This window comes from Microcoleus harperi Pol14_C6 (genome assembly GCF_036701295.1).
Classification (GTDB): Bacteria; Cyanobacteriota; Cyanobacteriia; order Cyanobacteriales; family Microcoleaceae; genus Microcoleus.
In genome coordinates this window covers 1-13,731 of sequence record NZ_JAUBQN010000016.1, presented here as the reverse complement: position 1 = coordinate 13,731, position 13,731 = coordinate 1, and the positions used below count along the sequence as shown (strand labels likewise).

General features: G+C 44.7%; 12 protein-coding genes. 5 read left to right on the top strand and 7 right to left on the bottom strand.

Going from position 1 to position 13,731, the window contains the following annotated elements:
• Positions 1–20: 20 nt before the first annotated feature.
• From QUA27_RS13160 to QUA27_RS13140, 5 genes are all read left to right on the top strand, one after another.
• Positions 21–1,751, top strand: a complete 1,731-nt coding sequence (locus QUA27_RS13160) for an NAD+ synthase (RefSeq protein WP_333068454.1) — start codon at positions 21–23, stop codon at positions 1,749–1,751.
• 19 nt (positions 1,752–1,770) lie between these two features.
• Positions 1,771–2,700 (top strand): DUF192 domain-containing protein, encoded by a 930-nt coding sequence (locus QUA27_RS13155; protein WP_333068453.1) that lies wholly within the window; start codon positions 1,771–1,773, stop codon positions 2,698–2,700.
• A gap of 43 nt (positions 2,701–2,743) precedes the next feature.
• Complete coding sequence (gene crn3 / locus QUA27_RS13150) at positions 2,744–3,076, top strand: CRISPR-associated ring nuclease Crn3/Csx3 (RefSeq protein ID WP_333040230.1); 333 nt, start codon at positions 2,744–2,746, stop codon at positions 3,074–3,076.
• A 368-nt stretch (positions 3,077–3,444) separates the two neighbouring features.
• A complete protein-coding gene (locus QUA27_RS13145) occupies positions 3,445–5,157 on the top strand; it encodes a calcium-binding protein (RefSeq protein ID WP_333068451.1) in 1,713 nt (570 codons plus the stop codon).
• A 255-nt stretch (positions 5,158–5,412) separates the two neighbouring features.
• A complete protein-coding gene (locus tag QUA27_RS13140) occupies positions 5,413–6,042 on the top strand; it encodes a DUF8692 domain-containing protein (protein WP_333068450.1) in 630 nt (209 codons plus the stop codon).
• Between the two features lie 232 nt (positions 6,043–6,274).
• On the opposite strand, the gene ureC is transcribed toward QUA27_RS13140, so the two are convergent.
• The 7 genes from ureC to QUA27_RS13105 all read right to left on the bottom strand — a co-directional run bounded on the left by ureC (position 6,275) and on the right by QUA27_RS13105 (position 13,644).
• The gene (gene ureC / locus QUA27_RS13135; RefSeq protein ID WP_333068449.1) at positions 6,275–8,032 is read right to left on the bottom strand and encodes an urease subunit alpha; all 1,758 of its coding nucleotides are present in this window, start codon (positions 8,030–8,032) and stop codon (positions 6,275–6,277) included.
• 154 nt (positions 8,033–8,186) lie between these two features.
• The gene (locus QUA27_RS13130; protein ID WP_333068448.1) at positions 8,187–9,338 is read right to left on the bottom strand and encodes a glycosyltransferase family 61 protein; all 1,152 of its coding nucleotides are present in this window, start codon (positions 9,336–9,338) and stop codon (positions 8,187–8,189) included.
• A gap of 332 nt (positions 9,339–9,670) precedes the next feature.
• Entirely contained in the window at positions 9,671–9,988 is a 318-nt protein-coding gene (locus QUA27_RS13125) for an urease subunit beta (RefSeq protein ID WP_333068447.1), read from the bottom strand.
• Positions 9,989–10,021: 33 nt separating this feature from the next.
• Entirely contained in the window at positions 10,022–10,324 is a 303-nt protein-coding gene (ureA, locus tag QUA27_RS13120) for an urease subunit gamma (RefSeq protein ID WP_006635319.1), read from the bottom strand.
• Positions 10,325–10,486: 162 nt separating this feature from the next.
• Positions 10,487–11,362, bottom strand: a complete 876-nt coding sequence (locus QUA27_RS13115) for an urease accessory protein UreD (RefSeq protein WP_333068446.1) — start codon at positions 11,360–11,362, stop codon at positions 10,487–10,489.
• Positions 11,363–11,414: 52 nt separating this feature from the next.
• On the bottom strand, positions 11,415–12,728 hold the full coding sequence (locus QUA27_RS13110) for a photosystem II assembly protein (protein ID WP_333068445.1): 1,314 nt from the start codon (positions 12,726–12,728) through the stop codon (positions 11,415–11,417).
• Positions 12,721–13,644 carry an SPL family radical SAM protein gene (locus tag QUA27_RS13105; protein WP_333068444.1) on the bottom strand — a complete coding sequence of 308 codons (924 nt, stop codon included), beginning with the start codon at positions 13,642–13,644 and terminating at the stop codon, positions 12,721–12,723. Before QUA27_RS13105 ends, QUA27_RS13110 begins: the two co-directional genes overlap by 8 nt.
• Positions 13,645–13,731 lie beyond the last annotated feature (87 nt).

Sequence of the window (13,731 nt, the reverse complement as noted above, 5' to 3'; positions counted from 1 at the left end):
TTATTAAGTGATTTGGTGATATGAAAATTGCGATCGCACAACTCAATCCTACTATTGGTGATATCTTGGGCAACTCCAACCTAATTCTGGAGGCTGCGAAACAAGCTGAGGTTGAAGGCGCAAACTTATTGCTAACACCGGAACTTTCCCTGATCGGTTATCCGCCGCGCGATTTGTTAATCAATCCGAGTTTCATTGCAGATGCAGGTACACAGTTGCAGCAACTGGCGCAAGCTTTGCCACGAAAGTTGGCAGTTATAGTAGGCACAGCCTTACCTAATGCTAATGCTGTTAAACTCGGCGGAAAATCATTGTTTAATAGCGCTGTTTTGTTGCAAAATGGCGCCGTCAAACAAGTTTTTCATAAACGCTTGTTGCCTACTTATGATGTATTTGATGAAGATAGATATTTTGAACCTGGAGAAAACAGCAATTACTTTTCTATTGGCGAAGTCAAAATCGGCGTGACAATTTGTGAAGATTTGTGGAACAATGAAGAGTTTTGGGGTAAACGCAGTTATGCGGGAGATCCTGTTTCCGATCTGGCAAAATTGGGCGTAGATTTAGTGGTGAATTTGTCGGCATCGCCTTACTGTGCGGGGAAGCGGGGAGTGCGATCGGCGATGTTGCAGCACAGCGTCATCCGCTGCGGGATACCGATTATTTACGCTAATCAGGTAGGGGGAAATGACGATATTATTTTTGATGGCAGCAGTTTTGCTGTGAATCGAAAGGGTGATTTGATTCAGGTATTAGCTTCTTTTGAAACGGATTTTGCGGTGCTGGAATATGACGCCACTAAACACGATTTAGTTGGCAGCAATCAGGCAAGTGCAGCAGAAAGTGAGGCTGTGCAGTTGAGTTTTTATCCTCCCGAGGGAGATGCAGAAATTTGGGCTGCTTTGGTTTTGGGAGTACGAGATTATGTTCGCAAGTGCGGTTTTTCTAAGGTTGTACTCGGTTTGAGTGGGGGGATAGATTCGGCTTTGGTGGCGGCGCTCGCCAGTTGCGCGATCGGGCCCGAAAATGTTCTAGGGGTGCTGATGCCTTCTCCTTATAGTTCGGATCATTCGGTTAATGATGCTTTGGAATTAGCCCGCAATCTGGGCATCGCGATCGAACTATTGCCGATCGGCGATTTGATGAAAACTTACGATCGCACTCTCGCCGATTTGTTTGTGAATACAACTTTCGGGATTGCTGAGGAAAATATTCAATCGCGGATTCGAGGCAATCTGTTGATGGCAATTTCTAATAAGTTCGGACATTTGCTGCTTTCCACGGGCAATAAGTCGGAAATGGCGGTGGGTTACTGCACTCTCTACGGTGATATGAATGGGGGATTGGCGGTGATTTCTGATGTCCCGAAAACTCGCGTGTATTCGCTTTGTAGGTGGCTGAATTCTGGGAGTGAGAAGATTAAAAATCAGGCTGACTTGGGAAAGGAAATTATTCCGGTTAATATTATTACTAAGCCGCCGAGTGCTGAACTGAAACCGGGTCAAATAGACCAAGATTCTTTGCCGGATTACGATGTTTTGGATGACATCTTGCAGCGGTTGATAGAAAATCACGAATCGGTCCAACAAATTGTCGCTGCAGGACACGATGAAGCCGTGGTTAAACGTGTAGTAAAATTAGTGAGGCAAGCGGAGTTTAAACGGCGGCAAGCAGCCCCGGGTTTGAAAATTAGCGATCGAGCTTTTGGTACCGGTTGGCGGATGCCGATCGCCAAATCTTCATTTTATTAAACGCATCATTAAAGGCAAAATGGTTAACATCGACGGTAGTTTCGGCTTCGATTTTCTCCTGGGAACTCTCAGCAACGATACGATTAGAGGATTTGCGGGTAATGATACTGTTCAAGGTTTGGGGGGAAACGACCGGATTTTTGGCGATCGGGAAAATGATTTGCTAGCAGGAAATGAAGGCACTGATACGCTGTCTGGCGGTCAGGGAAGCGATACAATCTATGGAGGACAAGAGTCGGATTGGATGTTTGGCGATCGGGGTCACGATTTGCTAATAGGCGCCGAAGGCAGGGATATCTTGACAGGAGGCGCGGGGGAGGATTTATTTGTGATGGAAAAAACATCCGCCGCATCTACTATTACTGAAGCCGATATAATTACAGATTTTGGCAACGGCAATGATAAAATTCTCTTGACAGACGGCATGAACTTTAGCGATTTAGATCTTTCTGTTTCCGACAACCAAACTATTATGAAAGATAAAAAGTCTGGTAATTATTTAGGAGTTGTTTCGGGAAATTATAATCTGACTGAATCCAACTTTATTTCGCTGTTTGGCGGACTAGATAGGGGTCAGCTTTTGCCAATTTCGGTTAACACGATTATAGCCGATCGCGCGATCGGACTGGAAGTGGCGCAAACTCCCCAAGAACAAGCCACAGGTTTAATGTTTCGGACAGAATTACCGGAGGACAGAGGAATGTTTTTCCCGATCGAACCAGCGCGAAACGTGCGTTTTTGGATGAAAAACGTGTTTATTGAGCTCGATATGGTTTTTCTGCGGGAAGGCGTAGTGCAGGCGATAATTCCTAACGTACCGCCGTGTTTGAGCGAAACCTGCCCCAACTACGGCCCGGATGTTCCCGTTGACGGAGTGATCGAACTAAGAGGCGGAAGGGCGGCCCAATTGGGACTCAAAGTTGGCGATCGGATTCCCAATTTACCCTAAAAGGTATATGATTTTATCGCAGCCTTCAACATTTGTGCATCCAATGAATCCTATTGAATTAAAAATAATTCCCCATCAAACTCAAGACGGTTTAGCTTACCAACATTTGCGCTTGCGTATTACTACTCAAGACGGTATCATCACGCCAAATGATTTACAAGGTTTGAAACTTCCTCAAGACGTTCAATTGAGTCAAGGAATTGTCATTGAAGGTAGAGGAGCAATTTGGCTGTACGGGTATTTAGTACACGAATGTCATCCTGCGGCTTGGGTTGGATGTTACGATCCGCGATTAGAAGGTGCCGTGGTAGTAGCGACGCACAAGCACGAGGTATCAGTTGGACAGGTATTAAAATTGAGTTTACCGAGCGATTAAAACTCTCCTGAGTTTGAGGTGATAATAAATAAAAATAAAACTTGCTTTGGTGGGGGCATTTTACCTGTGTTAGCGACAAGCTAACTACTGTTTCCACCACAAATCCAGGAGAGTCGCGATTAAATTAGAGCGTGTTGAGTAAATGGTCCGAACTATTGTGCACCAGAATATCCAGCTATGAATGCCACTCCAGAAATGCCAGTCTTGAACAGGCAGGATGCCTGTGCCACAATAATATAATTTTTGGAGAAGTCTATTCAGAAACATTAGTCGATCGCCATACAAGCGCGCGAATCTGTTTTGTCAGAAGCTTCGGGCGATCGAACACTCGTGAATTTACCAAATTTGCAATTTTAGTGTGAGGACTTATGACTATTACTCGCGTCTCGGTTGACTCAGCAGGCAATCAGGCGAACCGCTTCTCCAACAATTCCTCCATCTCAGCCGATGGGCGGTTTGTAGCATTTCAATCTAATGCCTTCAACCTCGTACCCGGGGATACGAACGGTAGCAGCGACATCTTCGTGCGGGACACGCTCACCAATACCACCACCCGCGTCTCAGTAGACTCAGCAGGCAATCCGGGGAACAGCGACTCCTTCTCTCCCTCCATCTCAGCCGACGGGCGGTTTGTAGTATTTCAATCTAGTGCCTTCAACCTCGTGCCGGGGGATACTAACAATCTCTATGACATCTTCGTGCGGGACTTGTCAACCAATACAACTACCCGCGTCTCAGTAGACTCAGCAGGCAATCCGGGGAACGGTAGCGTCAGCTATTCCTCCATCTCAGGCGACGGAAGGTTTGTAGCGTTTGATTCTAATGCCACCAACTTCGTGCCGGGGGATACTAACAATCAACCGGACATCTTTGTGCGGGACTTGTCAACCAACACCACCACCCGCGTCTCTGTAGACTTAGCAGGCAATCAGGCAAACGACTTTTCCCTATTCCCCTCCATCTCCGCCGACGGGCGGTTTGTGGCGTTTACTTCTTATGCAACCAACCTTGTGCCGGGGAATACTAACAATGCTGGCGACATCTTCGTGCGGGACTTGTCAACCAACACCACCATCCGCGTCTCTGTAGACTCAGCAGGCAATCCGGGGAACAGCAGCTCCCGCTATCCCTCCATCTCAGGCGACGGGCGGTTTGTGGTTTTTAACTCTGATGCCTCCAACCTCGTGCCGGGAGACACGAACAATGCTCAGGATGTCTTCGTGCGGGACTTGTTAACCAATACCACCACCCGCGTCTCTGTAGACTCAGCAGGTAATCAGGGGGACAAAACCTCCTTCGCTGCTCCCTCCATCTCAGCCGACGGGCGGTTTGTGGCGTTTAACTCTGATGCTTCCAACCTGGTGCCGGGGGATACTAACAATCAAACCGACATCTTCGTGCGGGACTTGTTAACCAATACCACCACCCGCGTCTCTGTAGACTCAGCAGGCAATCAGGGGAACAGCTTCTCCGCCGACATCTCCGCCATCCCGGCGAACGGACCGAAAGTCTCGGCGAACGGACAGAAAGGGTCGTTTGAATCTAGTGCCTCCAACCTCGTGCCGGGGGATACCAACAATACCGCCGACATCTTTGTTTCTGACATCGGCAACACTTCAGGCGGCAGCAATAACCCTCCAAACGCCATCAACGGCACGAACGGCAACGACAACCTGACAGGCACTCCCGGCAACGACACCATCAACGGTGTGGCAGGCGATGACGTTCTGACTGGTTTGCGGGGCAACGATATCATCAATGGTGGCGACGGCAGCGATAACCTGTCTGGGGGCAAAGGTTTTGACACCCTCAACGGCGGTTTGGGCAACGATAATCTAGTCGGCGGCGCGGGCAACGATGTATTTGTTTTAGGTGCGGGATTGGGAGTTGATACCATCTTTGATTTCGCCAACTCTCAAGATACCTTTCAATTAATCAATGGCTTGACCTTCGGACAGCTATCAATTTCCCCTGGAACTAACGGCACATTAATTAGACAAGCGGGCAGCGGTGAAGTTTTAGCTGCTTTGACAGGCGTTGCTCCGAACCTCATTGGCCCTGAAGATTTCCTCTCTGTTTAGATATCTGCCGATTCTCAATTGCCTACTGTAGAAACACAGCACGGCGCTTCGTCCTTTTACCGAATATTTCACCTTTACTCAAAGAACGCGATCGGGACTTATGCACTCCGACAGAGAAACCGGTTTTTTTACCGAATTTGCGGGTCACAACGCAGTATTTTCGTAAAAAACCCGGTTTCTGAACCCCCGTGCACAAGCCCTAGCAAAAAATGGTTTGACGCGCAATATACTGTTGTTGGCTTTTAGTTATTAATTATGGCAAATTACAGAACTGTATTGTTGTTCAATAGTTTAACTTTAGTGCTGGTTGGGCTAGTGACGGCGTGTCTGAGTTTATTTGGTTCTTCGGTAAAAGGGTTATTTTTGCCTCCTTGCTCTGCCACGTATCCGGGTGCAGGTTTCTTTTTTTTAGCGTTTCAAATGTTATTTTATTTATCGGTAATGGTGTGCGCTTTTACCTTTGGATTGCTGAGAATTATTCAACCAGAGCGCCCAGAAAATCGATTTATTTTATATTCGGCACTGTTTGCAGGTTGCTTTCTGTTCAATGAAGTTTTTCGCACCCACGTTCATCTGGGACGTGCGGGTTTCCCGAAAGTGACAATTGTCATATTTTACGCCGTGCTGGCTGTTACATACGGATTAGCTTTTCCGAGACAAATTCGCTCGACTCCCTATGCTTTACTGCTGAGTGGCGTTGGTTTGTTATTTGTTGCCTTTTTTGCAGAAGCGTTGCCGTTACAAAACGAGATTGTTTCGAGCTTGCTGGAGGGAATACCGAAGCTGTTGAGCGGAATTAATATTGCACTTTATTTTTGGTTTGTGTGTCAGGGTTTGATAGTGCGATCGCTCAATTTTTATAACACGAAATCAAATCCAGAATGAAGTAAGATGAATATTTGCTGTTGGGTGGGGGCGGGTTTTTGAGATTGTCTGTTTTTGGTAAATTTTGTTGGTAAAACGCGCCTCTACATGATTGTTTAATCGGTTAAAAATGAGATATTGCACCATTGTCAATTAGCCTTTTATTAACAGGCAAGATGCCTGTCCCACAAGAAAATTTATATTTTGTGGAACAGGCATCTTGCCTGTTGCTGAAAATGGTGCAAGATATCAGTTAAAACAAAAAGTACCGCTGCGCCATTGGCAAAACTGTTGCCGGTTCGCAAGTTAACAATTCCCCATCCGCCCTGACTTCATAAGTTTCTGGATCGACTTCCATTTGTGGCAAATAATCGTTGAGTTTCATGTCTCTTTTGCTAATTTGTCGCGTCCCGGAAACTGCTACAGCGGGCTTTTGCAAACCGAGCTGTGCGACAATATCTCGATCTCGCGCCACCTGACTTACAAACGTCAGACAAGTCGCCCCAATCGCACCGCCAAAACTACCGAACATCGGCCGCATATGCACCGGCTGCGGCGTCGGAATGCTGGCGTTAGCATCTCCCATCTGCCCGTAGGCGATCGCCCCTCCTTTAATTACCAGTTCCGGTTTCACCCCAAAAAAAGCCGGCCGCCACAAACATAAATCCGCCAATTTCCCCTCTTCCACCGAACCGACATACTGACTAATTCCGTGAGTAATCGCCGGATTAATCGTATATTTTGCAATGTACCGCTTCACCCGAAAATTGTCATTTTCTCCCCCTGGGGAACGGGCATCTTGCCCGTCTAAATTACCTGTGGAACGGGCATCTTGCCCGTTCAAAATTCCCCTTTGAACTTTCATTTTATGTGCCGTTTGCCAAGTCCGAATAATCACCTCTCCCACTCTTCCCATCGCCTGAGAATCAGAAGAAATCATGCTAAACGCACCTAAATCGTGGAGAATATCCTCAGCAGCAATAGTTTCCCTTCTAATTCTCGATTCCGCAAAAGCCACATCTTCAGGAATGCCTCGATCCAAATGGTGGCAAACCATCAACATATCTAAATGTTCTTCTAAAGTATTGACAGTGTAAGGGCGAGTCGGGTTAGTTGATGAAGGCAAAACATTAGCTTTGCCGCACACTTTAATAATATCCGGTGCGTGTCCGCCACCCGCACCTTCGGTGTGGTAAGTATGAATAGCTCGATTCTTAAAAGCTGCAATTGTAGCTTCCACAAATCCCGCTTCATTGAGAGTATCCGTGTGAATTGCAACTTGGACATCGTACTCGTCAGCGACACTCAAACAAGTATCGATCGTTGCTGGTGTAGTTCCCCAATCTTCGTGGAGTTTCAAACCCATTGCACCTGCTAATATTTGTTCAATTAATCCTTGGGGTTGACTGGTATTTCCTTTACCTAAAAATCCTAGATTTACGGGGAAAGCGTCAGCAGCTTGCAGCATTCTGTACATATGCCAAGGCCCGGGAGTGCACGTTGTGGCGTTTGTACCCGTTGCCGGGCCAGTGCCACCGCCGATCATTGTCGTGATGCCGGAGGCGATCGCCACTTCAATTTGTTGCGGGCAAATAAAATGAATGTGAGTGTCAATTCCCCCAGCGGTGAGAATCATTCCTTCACCAGCAATGACTTCAGTACCGGGCCCGATAATAATATCTACCCTATCTTGAATATAAGGATTTCCTGCTTTACCAATTTTGTAAATTTTGCCGTCTTTAATGCCGACATCGGCTTTAACAATTCCCCACCAGTCTAATATTAAAGCATTAGTAATCACCGTATCAACAGCGCCGTCTGCATTAGAAATAGGCGACTGTCCCATGCCGTCGCGAATGACTTTGCCACCGCCAAACTTAACTTCATCCCCGTAGGTTGTGAAGTCTTTTTCAACTTCTATGAATAATTCGGTATCGGCTAACCGGACGCGATCGCCCACAGTCGGCCCGAAGGTTTCCGCGTAGGCGCGGCGATCCATTCTGTAACTCATGCTCGCTCCTAATATTAATAAATTTTTAGTTAGCAGTTGAGACCCACTTGAATTATAGTATGTGACGAGTTCCTCAATCTGCAACAGTCAAAAAAATACAACATTAGGCAAGCTTTAAAACCCCGATATGCCTCTATTTTTGCAAATCGAAAATCTAAACTGCTATCAAGGGGCAACTTTCCTCCAGCATTTTAGGGATTTCCCTTTTCAAAATCTCCACATCCACCGTCATATCCATGCCAATGAAACTCCAATCTTCAGCTACATTGTTGTCATCAACCATACGAGAGTATTCTAATCCCAATAACTGGCAAATGTAATAAAAATATGGCGGAGTGTACCCTCCATAAAAGAATTCCAATACTTTCGTTCCCGGCTGACACCACAGCAAATTTGTAAAACCAGCCCCGTGAGGGCCGACAACCACCGCCGCTTCTGCAAACAGACGAATTTGTTCATCAACAGTGCGCGAGATATCTTCCAAAATTTCAAAATCAAATTCTTTCAAAACCTCTCGCACTTGTACTTCATTTTTAACCTGGCGCCGGCCGCTTCTAGACAGATAAAGTTTTCTATAAGGCTTTACCTTTTCCTGAAGACAGAATTTTTTCCGCAAAAGCTCTATATCGTAAGGACTGGGAAAATACCAGTCTTGATTGTTTCCCACCACCAGACTTTCTGCATGATATCCCGTATTTCTAGCCCGAGTGTCGATTAGTGAACTTTCAGGAATACCGAGTTTGGTCATAAAGCCCAACTCAAAATCTGTATGTCGTAAAGGATAACAAATTTTAGCTTCTTGCCAAATTTCCTTACCTAAAGCCTCCTCAATTCGACAAAGTTTAGCCAGCACAAAAATCACATAATCATAATAACTACACCACAAATGCGACCAAGGAGCAACTACCAGCGGATAGGTAATTTGGTTAGGTTTGTAAGGCCATTCCAGAATGCCCGCACCGCTAATCCGAAAATCCAAGTCTAAAAGCAACTTGTTATTCAGCAGCGTGTTGCCCGACGTACAAATAGTTAGAGAATTTATTTTTTGATTGAGGCAAATTTTCCAAACATAATCTGGGTCAAAAGATACGGTTTTTTCCGTGGCAAAAAACCGAGAAGGCACTTTGTTTGCCGAGGTTAATGCGGGTATATTGATAGGTTGGTGCTGCTTTTTGTAAACGATGCTGTCATCTAACAATTTGATGCTGGTGCGCCGATCTAACGGGGTTCTCCAGACACGCCTTGATGTTGCCAGCAAGCTCTGCTTCAATGTCTGTTTGATCTGGTCAACTAATTTTGGGTTCATCACGCACTTTTGCTGTATATGTTTGCAGTTTTAACAACCACGGTATACCGCAAACTGCTGATTTTAACTCGCTCAAAAGTCAGAGATTGAACTAACAAAAGAAAGGCAGAAGGGACTCATACAGAAGGCAGAGAAAAAGTTGTGAGATGGCTTTGTCACTCTTTAGGTATAGGGCGGGAAGTGATACCATGTTAGATTGGGGATTGCGGATAGCTTATTACTCTCATGGTGTGGATATTCCCTACAGTTGCATTCTTTTTGGCAACAGGCAGAACTTTGAAGTTAAAAAGTTTCTAATTCCAAAATCAACAATGGTGAATTACCTTATGCTTTCATACTTCAGCATCCAGATGACCGTCCACTTTTCCATTAAAGCCATAGACTTGACGACTACCAACAAACGGCACTAATTGAACCTCCCTTTCATCTCCCGGTTCAAACCTAACTGCTGTACCTGCGGGGATATCCAACCGCATTCCTTTTGCTTGTTCTCGATAAAATTCTAAGGCTTCGTTTGCCTCGTAAAAGTGATAGTGTGAACCAATTTGAATGGGTCGATCGCCTTTATTTCCTACCAGCAACCGCACCGTTGGGCGACCTGAATTTAATTCTATTTCGCCTGCTGAAACAATCATTTCTCCTGGAATCATCTTTTCTTCCTATGAGTATCTGTGGTTGATTTTTTAACGGATCGGATCGTGCACTGTTACCAACTTAGTTCCATCGGGGAAAGTCGCCTCCACCTGGACTTCATGCACCATTTCTGCTATCCCTTCCATCACATCTTCCCGCGTCAGGAGAGTTGTTCCATAACTCATTAAATCGGCGACGGTGAGGCCATCTCTGGCTCCTTCTAAAATGGCTGCGGAAATGTATGCTAGTGCTTCTGGATAGTTTAATTTTAAACCTCTTTGTTTCCGGCGCTCTGCTACCAGGGCGGCGGTGAAAATCAGCAGTTTGTCTTTTTCTTGGGGGGTGAGTTGCATTTTTATTCTTGTAAGTGCGATCGCATTATTTGATTATCATATCTTTTACGGTTTTTTGTGAATGATTTAACCGCAAAGGGCACAGAGGGCGCAGAGTCAGAGAAGAGAGAGATGAATAATCGAGTTAGGAGGCAAACTATACATTGAAACTCAAAGATCATCCTATTTTATCCAAACTCTGGGCAAACAGCAAGGGCGTTCTGAAAAAGATAAGCGCAGCAAGTGCCAAATGCTGACAAACCAGTCTCTCGCTGCGGTGGTGGATGAACCGCGATATCGGCACAGCAAACCGTTAGGAATACGAGTGACGCCGACGGTGGAATTACCAGGATAAATTGTTGCCTCAGATGGCAAATCTCGCACTTTTTCCACGAACTCTGTGGTGACGGGTTCGCCTACCCAAGCAAGGGTGGCGACTACGGGTTTTCCTCCGAGGCCGTGAGGGCTTTCGAGCATTTTTTCTCCACCTTTGAGCAATTGTCTGTCAATCCATAAAGGGCTGTTTTGTTGCCAGACTTCGGTGTGCGATATCCATTCTCCAGACAAGAACTTTTCGCCCCTAGCACTGCGTCCCAATCTGGTAATTTCCCACAGTAAAATCCTCGCTGTTGGTGCTAATTCTACCCGCAAATTTTGCCGATATATTGCGCCGTCAAAAACTATTGTTTCCTGTGGCAGCCATTCTAAATTAGCATCGGCTTCTAGTTTGATGTCGATATTTTGTTGTGATTCTAGTCCGCTGCTGCGATAGATTTTACCAGCGGCGGCGCTGGTAATCAAGGCTTTGGCGTTGGGTTGGAGGTGAAAATGGCTGGAAAGTCGATCGCCCCCAACAACTCCCCCAGCCGTGTGCAAAATGACGCTGTGGCAAATCTCTTTCCCTTCAGGATAAAACGGACGCTGCACCTTCAGCGGCGCTTGCATTTGATTGTGAATAATTTGAGTTGCGCCGCTGCGGTTAGCGTAGACTAAATCTAGGTGGCCGTGCCATCCAGTTTGAATGTTATTTGTAGGTATGTCAGTCAAGTTTTGAATCACAGTTTTTTATAATTAAATGTTAAATTGGAAACTTTTTATTGAGAAATATATATCATTTTTGTGCCACTATTATATAGTCATTAAGTGCATAGTTGGAGTCATAATGTAACTTAAAGTGCTGGCGTAAAAGTGGACTGATAAATTCCTTTGGAGGTAAATTTTCTCTAGCAAACTTTGGATAATTAGGATGGGATGTCCTCCTACCAGTTGAACTTAAATATTTATACCAAACTAAGTTTAAGCCCAGTTTATCAATAAATTGTTGTACTACACTTAGCTCTTGTTGGCAATCATCAACTCGACGAAGATTGTATGGTATCAGCAACTTCTTTTCTTGAATAATTAGCAAAGCGTAACCCGAATCATTCAAGCTGTTTGTAAATATATCCTGGTAAATCTGAAGGGATTTTTCTCTTCTCTCCTCATCCTTAAAAAAACAGTGAGAAATCACTATAAAATCAAAGAAATTTTTCGGCAGTCTTTTAGATTGATTTTCCACATCAAAGATACTAGAAGTGTCAAAGCGAAAGTAAGCATTCATCGCCTGGGGTTCCATGTACTGCCGCCAAAACTGGAGTCCACGGTATTGAAAAGCTTTTTGCTGTTCCAGAGAGTAGTAGGATATGTGCATTGGCGGCCTTGAAAAAAAGGCGCTACTGCTTTGCAGCAACAAACCGAGTCCGTAAGCAACAGTACCCGGCCCCGCCGCTATATCAAGGATATTAACTTTAGTTGGTAATAATCCAGCCTTGTAAATCAGGAACCAAGCTAGATATGTACAATAGACGTTATCGAGGAAATATCTCATTAAATAGATGTGAGGACTTAGTTCAAAACTGTATTGAGGATCTTGTCCTTCTTTCAGCTTTTGTATGTCCTCAACAGCTTGTTGAAGTAAAGAATCAACATTTGTTTTTTGACGGCTCAAGTTATTAAGGTCGTTCTTGATGAAGCCAGCCAAATGTTTTTCAAAATCTGTAAATATATTGTCATCAATGCCAGTGCATTGAATCATACTTTCATCGCAGTATATCAATTTGAAAGATTTTGAAATATGTTCAATGAACTTTGTGTCGGGAAACAAGGTTAATTTATCAACCCGCGCCAGCGAATCGTCAAGTTGCCCGAAGCTTAGTTGCATTTCTAATTCTTCTAAATGGTGATCGGCTTCTTTGATGCGGTCATTTTTTTTCTGCAATAACTTCTCAAGCTGTAGGCGCTCTTTAAATAGTTTCTGCTGCCATGAGAGTTTTGCACCGGAATTTTCTATTTTTTTTAAAAGTTGTTTGGCAAATCGATTATTTTGACTCTTCACGGCTTCGTTAAACTTATGGGAACGCCACCAATTTACTAGCGGACTACTCATAGCCAAATCCCTCTTTACCTTCCATAATCTCAACCCCCGGAAGCATCGCAACTAATTTATTTTTAAACTTGCGATAACTCTGTTGTTCGCTATTGTACCACCAAGCGTACTTTTGTTTAAGAGCTAATGCTTCCTCGCGAGTTGACGCAATTAGCGATCGCCCGTTGCTGGCATGAAAATCCTGAATTACCACCCGATCTACAACTTCCAGCTTGCTAATAAAATTAGCTTCATCTTCCGGTAAGGTAGGGAGGAGTGGCGTCACAGTTATAGAAAATCTGACTTCGCAATTTTCTCGGTAAGGAAAGCTGTATCTCAGTTTTTCAATAGCTTTGATCCTAGCAGGAATACTAGGCGATTTTGGTTCAAAATCTTTCCTAACTTTTTCGCTACCAGTGGGAATGCTCATGTTAACTCGCAATCGCTGAAATTGCTGTAAAATATCGATATCTCTAGTTATCATAGGACTGCGAGTTTGGATAACTAATGTCGGTTGATAGGGAATCATCACTTCTAACAAGTGCCTAGTTAATTGTTCTTTAGATTCAATGGGCTGATATGGATCGGTGACACTACTCATGTAAATGCTAGGTGAGCGATCGGGTTGTTTTTTGTACCATCTTTGCAACTCTTTATTTAGAATTTCCGCTGCATTTTGCTTAATGATTATCCAATTCCCCCAATCCTGCCGCATCTGTGAATTAGGGCTAAAAGCAGCAGCATAACAATAGCTGCATCCATACTGACAGCCACGATAGGGATTCAGCGTAAAATCGTAAGCATTGATAAATCCAGTAGCTTTGTTAAGCACTGACTGTGCATTTTGTCCATACACTTTAGCACTTCCGAAATTCTCCCGGACTGCAAAAGTATGTTTTTCTCCTACAGAATATTTTTTGGACTGATACTTTACCATGATTTAACCTCAGGACTTACGCAACTGGCACAATCTGCGTCAAGCGATCGCCGAGGCAAGGTGGCCTTCTAGGAGGCACGATTGGTG

Bases quoted from the DNA above. Each gene is read 5' to 3' on its own strand.
- crn3 (WP_333040230.1), top strand. From the start codon at position 2,744: ATGAATCCTATTGAATTAAAAATAATTCCCCATCAAACTCAAGACGGT.
- QUA27_RS13110 (WP_333068445.1), bottom strand. From the start codon at position 12,728: ATGAGTAGTCCGCTAGTAAATTGGTGGCGTTCCCATAAGTTTAACGAA.
- QUA27_RS13145 (WP_333068451.1), top strand. From the start codon at position 3,445: ATGACTATTACTCGCGTCTCGGTTGACTCAGCAGGCAATCAGGCGAAC.
- QUA27_RS13140 (WP_333068450.1), top strand. From the start codon at position 5,413: ATGGCAAATTACAGAACTGTATTGTTGTTCAATAGTTTAACTTTAGTG.
- QUA27_RS13125 (WP_333068447.1), bottom strand. From the start codon at position 9,988: ATGATTCCAGGAGAAATGATTGTTTCAGCAGGCGAAATAGAATTAAAT.
- QUA27_RS13155 (WP_333068453.1), top strand. From the start codon at position 1,771: ATGGTTAACATCGACGGTAGTTTCGGCTTCGATTTTCTCCTGGGAACT.
- QUA27_RS13160 (WP_333068454.1), top strand. From the start codon at position 21: ATGAAAATTGCGATCGCACAACTCAATCCTACTATTGGTGATATCTTG.
- QUA27_RS13105 (WP_333068444.1), bottom strand. From the start codon at position 13,644: ATGGTAAAGTATCAGTCCAAAAAATATTCTGTAGGAGAAAAACATACT.
- ureC (WP_333068449.1), bottom strand. From the start codon at position 8,032: ATGAGTTACAGAATGGATCGCCGCGCCTACGCGGAAACCTTCGGGCCG.
- QUA27_RS13130 (WP_333068448.1), bottom strand. From the start codon at position 9,338: ATGAACCCAAAATTAGTTGACCAGATCAAACAGACATTGAAGCAGAGC.
- ureA (WP_006635319.1), bottom strand. From the start codon at position 10,324: ATGCAACTCACCCCCCAAGAAAAAGACAAACTGCTGATTTTCACCGCC.